Annotated in this window: 9 protein-coding genes and 1 pseudogene; 1 reads left to right on the forward strand and 9 read right to left on the reverse strand. The window is 68.1% G+C overall.

Annotation, left to right across the window (positions count from 1 at the left end; all coding sequences use genetic code 11):
• The first annotated feature begins 137 nt into the window (after positions 1-137).
• Positions 138-2192, forward strand: a complete 2055-nt coding sequence (locus IEX72_RS14110; protein WP_188788459.1) for a DEAD/DEAH box helicase — start codon at positions 138-140, stop codon at positions 2190-2192.
• A gap of 3 nt (positions 2193-2195) precedes the next feature.
• Here IEX72_RS14110 and IEX72_RS14115 read toward each other — a convergent pair whose 3' ends face one another.
• From IEX72_RS14115 to IEX72_RS15290, 9 genes and pseudogenes are all read right to left on the reverse strand, one after another.
• A complete protein-coding gene (locus IEX72_RS14115; RefSeq protein WP_188788461.1) occupies positions 2196-2840 on the reverse strand; it encodes a hypothetical protein in 645 nt (214 codons plus the stop codon).
• A 105-nt stretch (positions 2841-2945) separates the two neighbouring features.
• On the reverse strand, positions 2946-3239 hold the full coding sequence (locus IEX72_RS14120) for a DUF7521 family protein (RefSeq protein ID WP_188788463.1): 294 nt from the start codon (positions 3237-3239) through the stop codon (positions 2946-2948).
• The gene (locus tag IEX72_RS14125; RefSeq protein ID WP_188788465.1) at positions 3236-3616 is read right to left on the reverse strand and encodes a winged helix-turn-helix domain-containing protein; all 381 of its coding nucleotides are present in this window, start codon (positions 3614-3616) and stop codon (positions 3236-3238) included. The genes IEX72_RS14120 and IEX72_RS14125 overlap by 4 nt, the downstream gene beginning before the upstream one ends.
• Positions 3617-3694: 78 nt before the next feature.
• Complete coding sequence (locus tag IEX72_RS14130; RefSeq protein WP_188788467.1) at positions 3695-4789, reverse strand: hypothetical protein; 1095 nt, start codon at positions 4787-4789, stop codon at positions 3695-3697.
• The gene (gene glpK, locus IEX72_RS14135; RefSeq protein ID WP_188788469.1) at positions 4790-6325 is read right to left on the reverse strand and encodes a glycerol kinase GlpK; all 1536 of its coding nucleotides are present in this window, start codon (positions 6323-6325) and stop codon (positions 4790-4792) included.
• A gap of 143 nt (positions 6326-6468) precedes the next feature.
• On the reverse strand, positions 6469-6702 hold the full coding sequence (locus IEX72_RS14140; protein ID WP_188788471.1) for a hypothetical protein: 234 nt from the start codon (positions 6700-6702) through the stop codon (positions 6469-6471).
• Between the two features lie 14 nt (positions 6703-6716).
• Positions 6717-6839: pseudogene (locus IEX72_RS15400) on the reverse strand (macro domain-containing protein); the annotation flags it as partial.
• A gap of 121 nt (positions 6840-6960) precedes the next feature.
• Positions 6961-7122, reverse strand: a complete 162-nt coding sequence (locus IEX72_RS15605) for a pentapeptide repeat-containing protein (protein ID WP_394354614.1) — start codon at positions 7120-7122, stop codon at positions 6961-6963.
• Positions 7089-7520, reverse strand: a complete 432-nt coding sequence (locus IEX72_RS15290) for a pentapeptide repeat-containing protein (protein ID WP_229663853.1) — start codon at positions 7518-7520, stop codon at positions 7089-7091. Before IEX72_RS15290 ends, IEX72_RS15605 begins: the two co-directional genes overlap by 34 nt.
• Positions 7521-7794: the final 274 nt, after the last annotated feature.

A 7794-nucleotide genomic window follows, 5' to 3' on the forward strand; every position in this document is an offset into this window, starting at 1 on the left:
AGCGCGGTTCGTGCCCGGACCCACCCCGACCGACACCACGGGGTGGCTCGGCGCGTATCGGCTCACGACCCCGCTCGAACGGATGTTCGCGCGGTAACGCCCACGAGTTTTTATACGATTCCGGCCCACGTTAAGATGTGCACGTACGGGACCTCCCCGTCTCCGCGACCGTCCGCGAGCAGTACCGCGCGTCGGGGATCGAGGAACTGTATCCGCCGCAGGCCGCCGCGGTGGAGGCGGGCGTCACCCGCGGGGAGAACGTCGTCGCCGCGATCCCGACGGCGTCCGGAAAGACCCTGATCGCCGAACTCGCTATGCTCACCGCCGACGGGCCGGCGCTATACATCGTCCCGCTCCGCGCGCTCGCCCGGGAAAAGTACGAGTCGTTCGCGGCGCTGCCGGGCGTGAGCGTCGGGATTTCCACGGGCGATTTCGACTCCCCCGCCGAGGCGTTGGGGGAAGAGGACGTCGTGGTCGCGACCGCCGAGAAGGTCGACTCCGCCATCCGGAACGGCGCGTCGTGGGTCGAAGCGCTGGCGTGTGTCGTGGTCGACGAGGTCCACCTGCTGGGTCGGGCGCGGCGCGGCCCGACACTGGAAATCACACTTGCGACCCTCCAACGCCGGGCGCCGGGGGTTCAGATCGTCGCGCTCTCGGCGACGGTCGACAACCCAGACGCCATCGCGGCGTGGCTCGACGCCGAGTTAGTGGAGTCGACGTGGCGGCCGGTCTCGCTGCGGAGGGGGGTCTACGTCGACGGCGACGTGGACTTCGACGACGGGTCGACGCTCGCAGTAGACGCGCCGCCGCCGGGACCCGCCGGCGACCGCGACACCGAGGTGACCGCGGCGCTCGTCGCAGACACGGTCGACGACGGCGGGCAGTGCCTGGCGTTCGTCCGCTCCAGGCGGGAGGCGGAGTCGCTGGCTGCCCGGCTGGCCGAGGAACCGGCGCTGCGGGACCGATACGGCGACTCGGGGGACGCCGACCCCGAGGGGAGCCACGACACCGACCCACCGGGGCCGCGCCTCGCTGAACGAGTGCGGGAGCGCGGCGGGACCGAGACGGGCCGGCGGCTGGCGGCGGCGGTCGAGTCAGGAGTGGGCTTCCACCACGCTGGGTTGGCGAGCGACCACCGGGCGCTGGTGGAGTCTGCGTACCGCGACCGCACGTTGGGTGTGATCTGTGCGACGCCGACGCTGGCGGCGGGCGTGAACGTCCCCGCGCGCCGCGTGGTGGTCCGGGACCTCGAACGCTACACCGGCGAGGAGATGACGCCGCTGCCCACTCTGGAAGTCCACCAGATGTGTGGTCGCGCCGGTCGGCCACACCTCGACCCCTACGGCGAGGCTATACTCGTCGCCGCCGATCCCGCGGCGGTCCGCGAGCGGTACGTCGACGCTGGCCCGGAGGCGATCGAATCACAGCTCACCGAGCGGGAGGCGCTCCGGACGCACGTGCTGTCGGTGGTGGCGTCGGGCTTCGCCGACTCGAAGCGGGGCGTGCTCAACCTGCTGGACGCGACGTTTTTCGCCTTCCAGTCGCCCGACGTGGACCTCTCGGGACTGGTGGACGGCGTCGCCGCAACGCTGTCGGAGATGGGGCTGCTCGCAGTCGGCGGCGCAACGAACGCGGAGGGCGCGACGGCCGACACCGGTACCCTCGGGGGCGCGCTCTCGGCGACCGACCTCGGCGCGACGGTCTCGCGGCAGTACGTCCGGCCCGAAACGGGCGCGCGGCTAGTCGACGCGATCCGGACGATCGAGTCGATGTCGGACGAGAATGTGACCCCGCTCACCGCGCTCGGTGCGGTGTGTGCCACCCCCGACACCCGCGGTACGTACCTCGGGAACCGCGAACGCGCCGCGATCTACCGGTACGCCACGCGACACGCCGCGGAGTTCACCACCGCCCCCGACGAGGCCGACGACTTCGAGTCGTGGCTGTGTGCGGTGAAACTCGCGCGGATTTTGCTGGAGTGGACTCAGGGCGCTGACCGGGAGGCGCTGGTCGATCAGTACCGCATTGGCCCCGGAGATCTGGAGTCTCACGTCGAGCGGGCAACCTGGCTCCTCGGTGCCGCCGACGCGCTCGCGGACACGCTGAACGCCGAGACGTCGGTGTTCGAGGCGGCCCGGGAGGAACTCGACGCGTCAGCCGACGCCGATGCCGAGCGGCGCCGACGGCCGTGATCGTCAGTCGGTGTCGACGGTCGCCGCGTCGGTGTCGGCGGTCGCCGGGTCGGCGTTGACGGTCGCCGCGTCGGTGTCGACCGACCCAGCCGCCCCCACCCGCCGCCGGTAGGCCGCCACTGCGACAGCCACCACGACCGCCCCGACCGTGTTTACAACGAGATCGATGACCGTGTCCGTGACGTAGAACGACAGCGACCACCGGTACCAGAACGTTTTGAACACGAACTCGTAGACCTCGAACCCGGCGCCGATCGCGATCACCCCCAGCGGGATCCACGCCGGCGATCGGAGTGTCGGCGCCCGGAACGTCATCGCGAGTACGGCACCGACCCCGGCGCCGCCAATCGCGTGGGTCAGCAAGTCCCACCACGGAAGCTGGGTGTAGATGTTGTAGAAGACGCCGCCGAAATGAAGGACCGATACCAGAAGCGACCAGGCCGCGATCCCCGCCCACGCGTGGGCGGTGCGGTCGCCGCGGGTGAGTTCACGCCGAAGGCGCCAGGCGAGAGTCGACGGCCACGAACGGAGGGTGTGGGCGGCGGGGTAGCCGGGCGAGCGCATCGTCGCCGCGGTCGCAGCGAGCGCGAGAAGGAGAGAGCCGACGCCGACCGCGAGTTTCGGGGAGAGGTGCGGGGGAGTCGCCATCGGTGCGGGGTGGCGGGTGCGTCGGTAAAACTCTTCTGTGGTGGTCCCGAGTTGGGCGTCCCGTCGGCGGTTCCGAGAGTGATCGGCGGCCGCCCGCTACGACGGTCACTCGGTGTACAGCGAGTAGGTAATGACCGCGAGGCCGGCGAACGTCAGAATGGCGTCAATGAGCAGGCCGGTCGCGAGCGACACACCCAAGATGATGTCGAACGTGCCGCCCAACAGCGCTCCGAGCGTGATGATCCCGAAGCCGACTGCGAGCGCTCGGAGCGCGGCCGATCCAGTGCTGCGGTACGCTTTCAATGAAAAATACGTGATGAGGCTGCCGAGGACCAGGATCCCCGTTTTGACGATGATGATTCCCGTGGCGATGCTGGCTGAGGCGATCGTGTGTGTCATGATGTTTCCTCCCGAACGCTGGTCCAGATTTCTGCGAGTCGCTCGTCCGGCCGCTGTTCCTCGGCGCGACCGATCTCGACCGCGAACTCACGCGAGTCGGTGAGTGCGATCCGGACTTCCTCGAACGCGACGGTGTAGATCGTCGTGTGGTGGCCGTCGGATCTGATCTCCGTTCCCTCCTCGAGGAGCCCCGATTCGGTCAGCAGATCGAGTTTGCGGTAGGTGGTCGAAAGCGGGATGTCACACCGCTCGGAGACTTCGTTCGCGGTGGCGGATTCGTCGATCGTTCTGATAATGGTTCTCGCGTCAGCGTCGTCGAGCGCATCAAGAAGCGGTTGGAGGTCCGGCGGTTCCTCGACGGGCGGCTCGCGCGCCATTACTGAACCGTCGGGTAGCTACGGTATTAATCCCCTGACTTCGGGCGGGGGTCCGGAAAGGCCAGCCGTTGACGGTGTCTAGAGGTATCCAGTGTTCGGCAGTACGCCGACGAGGTGGAGACCTGTCACAACGAACATCATCGTGGCGATCGCGATCGCCGGCGGATCGACGTGGGTGCCGGAGTGGGCGTAGAACAGCCGTTGGGCGACTTCCCCCACGAGGCCACTGGCCGCCCCGAACACACCGGCCGCGAGAAGCGCCGCCAGGCTGCCGCCGATCGGGTCGACGACCGCGGCTCCGGTCGAGCCGATCAGGGTGATGTGGTGTGTCACCGGGATCTTCCCGACACCCAAGTTCAAAAACAGCAGGCTGATCGTCGAGATCGCGTAGCCGAGAAAGACGCTCCCGGTTTGAATCCAGATGTATCCGCCGAGGATGCCGCCAACGACCCCGATGGCCGTGACGTTCGCCCACTTGTACTGGTGGTCGAGCCACGGTGCGGTCGCGAGGCGGCCGGCGTGCTCGGTCGGCCCGTCGTCGGCCTGTGGGTGTCGTTCCCGCCGCTCGAACGGTGCCATGTCGAGGAACCCGGCGCCCGCGGGCTTTCCGACGATCGGGTAGCCGAAGACGGGCCGGGCAAGGAACGCGGTCGCGAACACCGAGACCGCAACGAAATCGGTCGGCGGGGTCGTCCCCAAGACGTTGGTGAACAGCCCGTTTGCGACCTGTGTGATCGACATCCCGATCGCCCCGAAGATCGCGCCCACCGCCAGGATGTCCGGTTTCGTCCCGAACGCCACCAGAATGTTCTTGCCGAAGTGGTAGGGCCACCCGTCGGGCGCCATCTCGGGATACTTTTTGCCGGCGTACGCCGAGGCGGCCACACCCCCCGCGAAGGCGACGTGCGGTCCGGTGACTGCACCGAACCCGATGACGCCGGTGATCCCGACGGCTACCTCGCCCGCCGACATCGTGTCCACTTGGCCGGCGACCCCCCGCTGGAGGATCGCAATCCCCTCACCCAGGAACACCACGAACCCGGTGAAGACAAACGCCGGGAGCGCGCCGAGGGCCGCCCCGAACGCCCCGCCCGCCAACGAAGCGACGAACAGCACCGCGAACTCTTCGACACCGAGTCCGACAACCGGTACCTGGAGCGGCGCCCCGACCATTCAGGGCTCTTCCTGCGCCCAATCGAGGGAGCGCTCGACCGCGTCCGCCCACCGGCTGTACCCCCTGTCGACCTCCTCCTCGTCGCGTTCCGGGGTGAACTCCCGGTCGACCTGCCAGTTATCACGGAGTTCGTCGACAGTGTCCCAGTACCCGACTGCGAGTCCGGCGGCGTACGCCGACCCGAGAGCCGTTGTCTCGTCCACGACGGGTCGGGCGATACTGGTCCCGAGGATGTCCGCCTGGAGCTGACACAGGAAGTTGTTCTTGACCGCACCGCCGTCAACCCGGAGCGACGTTGTCTCGATCCCGGAGTCGGCCTCCATCGCCTCCGCGACATCGCGGGTCTGGTACGCGATCGATTCGAGCGTTGCGCGCACGATGTGCTCCTTTTCGGTCCCGCGAGTCATCCCGACGATGGTGCCGCGGGCGCGGCCATCCCAGTGCGGCGCCCCCAACCCGGTGAACGCGGGCACCAGATACACCCCGTCCGTGGAGTCGACCGATCGGGCGAGCTCCGCGGTCTGGGCGGCGTTGTTAATCAGGTCTACACCCTCGAGCCACTCGATCGCGGCGCCGGTGATGAAGATCGATCCCTCCAGGGCGTACTGGACGGGGTCGCCCGACAGCTGGAACCCGATCGTCGTGAGCAGGCCGTGCTCGGATTCGACGGCGTCGGTGCCGGTGTTCATGAGGTAGAACGACCCGGTGCCGTAGGTGTTCTTTGCGTCACCCTCGTCGAAGCACGTCTGACCGAACAGCGCGGCCTGCTGGTCGCCGAGCGCGCCCGCGACCGGGACCTCGGCTCCGAGAAATCCGTCGGGGTCGGTGTGACCGTAGAGTGACTCGTCCGACGACGGGCGGACGTCGGGCAGCATCTCGGCGGGCACGTCGAACTCCGCGAGCAGGTCGTCGTCCCACTCGACGTCGTGGATGTTGTACAGCATCGTTCGGGACGCGTTGGTGACGTCGGTGACGTGGTTGCCAGTGAGGTTGTACACCAGCCACGCGTCGATTGTCCCCATCAGGAGCTCCCCTGCCTCGGCCCGCTCACGCAGGTCGTTGCCGCGGGCGCTCCGCATTTTCAGCGGTTCGGCGTTGTCCAGCAGCCACTCGGTCTTGGTGGCCGAAAAGTACGCGTCGACTTCCAACCCGGTCTTCTCCCTGATCTCCTCGGCCTTCCCGGCCCGGGTGAGCGCTTCGACGCGGTCTGTGGTCCGGCGGTCCTGCCAGACCAGGGCGTTGTGGACCGGCCGGCCGCTGTCCCGATCCCACACAACGGTGGTCTCGCGCTGGTTCGTGATCCCCAGCGCCGCCAGTTGTGAGGGGTCGATCCCGGCGTTGTCGAGCGCACGAGTGACCACGTGCGTGGTGTTGTCCCAGATCTCGATAGGGTCGTGTTCGACCCACCCCGGGTTGGGGTAGATCTGTTCGTGTTTCTTGTAGGCGTTTGCGACAATCTGCCCGGAGTGATCGAAGGCGATGAACCGCGTTCCGGTCGTCCCCTGGTCGATCGACCCGACGTACGTGTCGGTCATTGTGTGTCCGCGATAGGTTGAGACGGGTAGCAATAACACTTCGTACCGCGCGTGGGGTCCCACGACACCGCCCTCGGACCGGAGGTGCGCTTTCGGATCGGGGGTCGACTTCGGGTCGTCCACCGGCGACGCGCCGGCTGATCCTACTCGGGTGCAACCGGCGGGCCGCCGCAGCCACCACCCGCGGTCTGGCCGTGGGTGTGGTGGTAGAACCGCACCCGCGGCTCCCCGTCGACACCGACAGGGTCGAAACAAACTCGACGGTACCGTTCGTTGTCGAGGAGATTCACCATCAGCCCCGCGTCGTGTTCGGACACGGAGTCGTACGCGTTGCCACATACCGGACAGGCCGCTGCCGCGTCGTCGGGGATCCGCATACCCGTACTCACTCCCCACCGCCCCACTGGAGCGCGCCCGCGACTCCCGATCCCACTCGGAGGCCCGTTCCCGCGGCGTTGACGAGGGCGTCGGCGGAGTGGTGTGCACTGTCGCCCTGAACGACACGAACGTTCATACCGTGCGTTGGGTGGCCGGCGTCAAAAGGTCGCCCCCCGGGCGTGTCGGTCCTGCTCCCACCGGGACGGTCCCGTCGCAGTAGTCCGCACGGGGCGCAGACGAGGTGATGCGACTCCGGGCTACTCGACGATGCCGACTGCCGCCTCGATGTCTCCGGGCGTCAGCGAGTTCGGGAGTTCGACGTCGGCGAAGACGGCGTCGGTGATCCTTGCGCCGTCGAGCGCCGCGCCGGCGAGGGTGCTCCCGGTCAGGTCCGCGTTCCGCAGGTTGGCGCCGAACAGGGAGACATTGCCGAGTCCGCTTCGCTGAGCGCCGCACTGCGGAGGTCCGCGTCCGTTAGATCCGCCGCGACGAGAACCGCTCCGGGGAGTTCGGCGTCCGTGAGGTCGGTCCCGGACAACCCGGCGCCGGTCAGGTCGGCCCTACACAGGCTCGCGCCACGCAGAGTGCCGCCGATGAACGAGGCCTCCTCCAGGATGGCGTCACTGAGGTCGGCGGCGAGGTCGGCGGCGAGGTCGGCGGCGAGGTCGGCGGCGAGGTCGGCGGCGCCGAAGTTGGCGGTACTGAGTTGTTCCCCGGAGAGCCGGGCTTCGGCGAGGGCTGCCTCTTCTAAGGGGTCTGCGAGGTGTTCGGTTGTCTCGATGTCCGCCTCGGTCACGTCGCTGCTCGGAAGCTTCACGCCCCCCGCGCCACGATCAGTTCGGTTACTATCTGTGTCGATCTCCCGAGCGGGCCGTCGGTCGGACGACGTCACGGGTCGGTGGCTTGAACCTCGCCGACTTCGCACCCGGCGCTGACCGGGAATTCGCCACAAGAACCCGTAGCGAGCCCGCGTGAAGCCCGGTTTGAAGCCGCGGGGATCGAACCCAGGTATGGGTTCCCCTCCTCACGTTCGTTCGAGGCGGTATGCGTGGGACCGGATTTGAACCGGATGAAACCTCACTTTGTTCGGT

The sequence above is a fragment of the Halobellus salinus genome, from assembly GCF_014646875.1.
Taxonomy (GTDB): domain Archaea; phylum Halobacteriota; class Halobacteria; order Halobacteriales; family Haloferacaceae; genus Haloquadratum; species Haloquadratum salinum.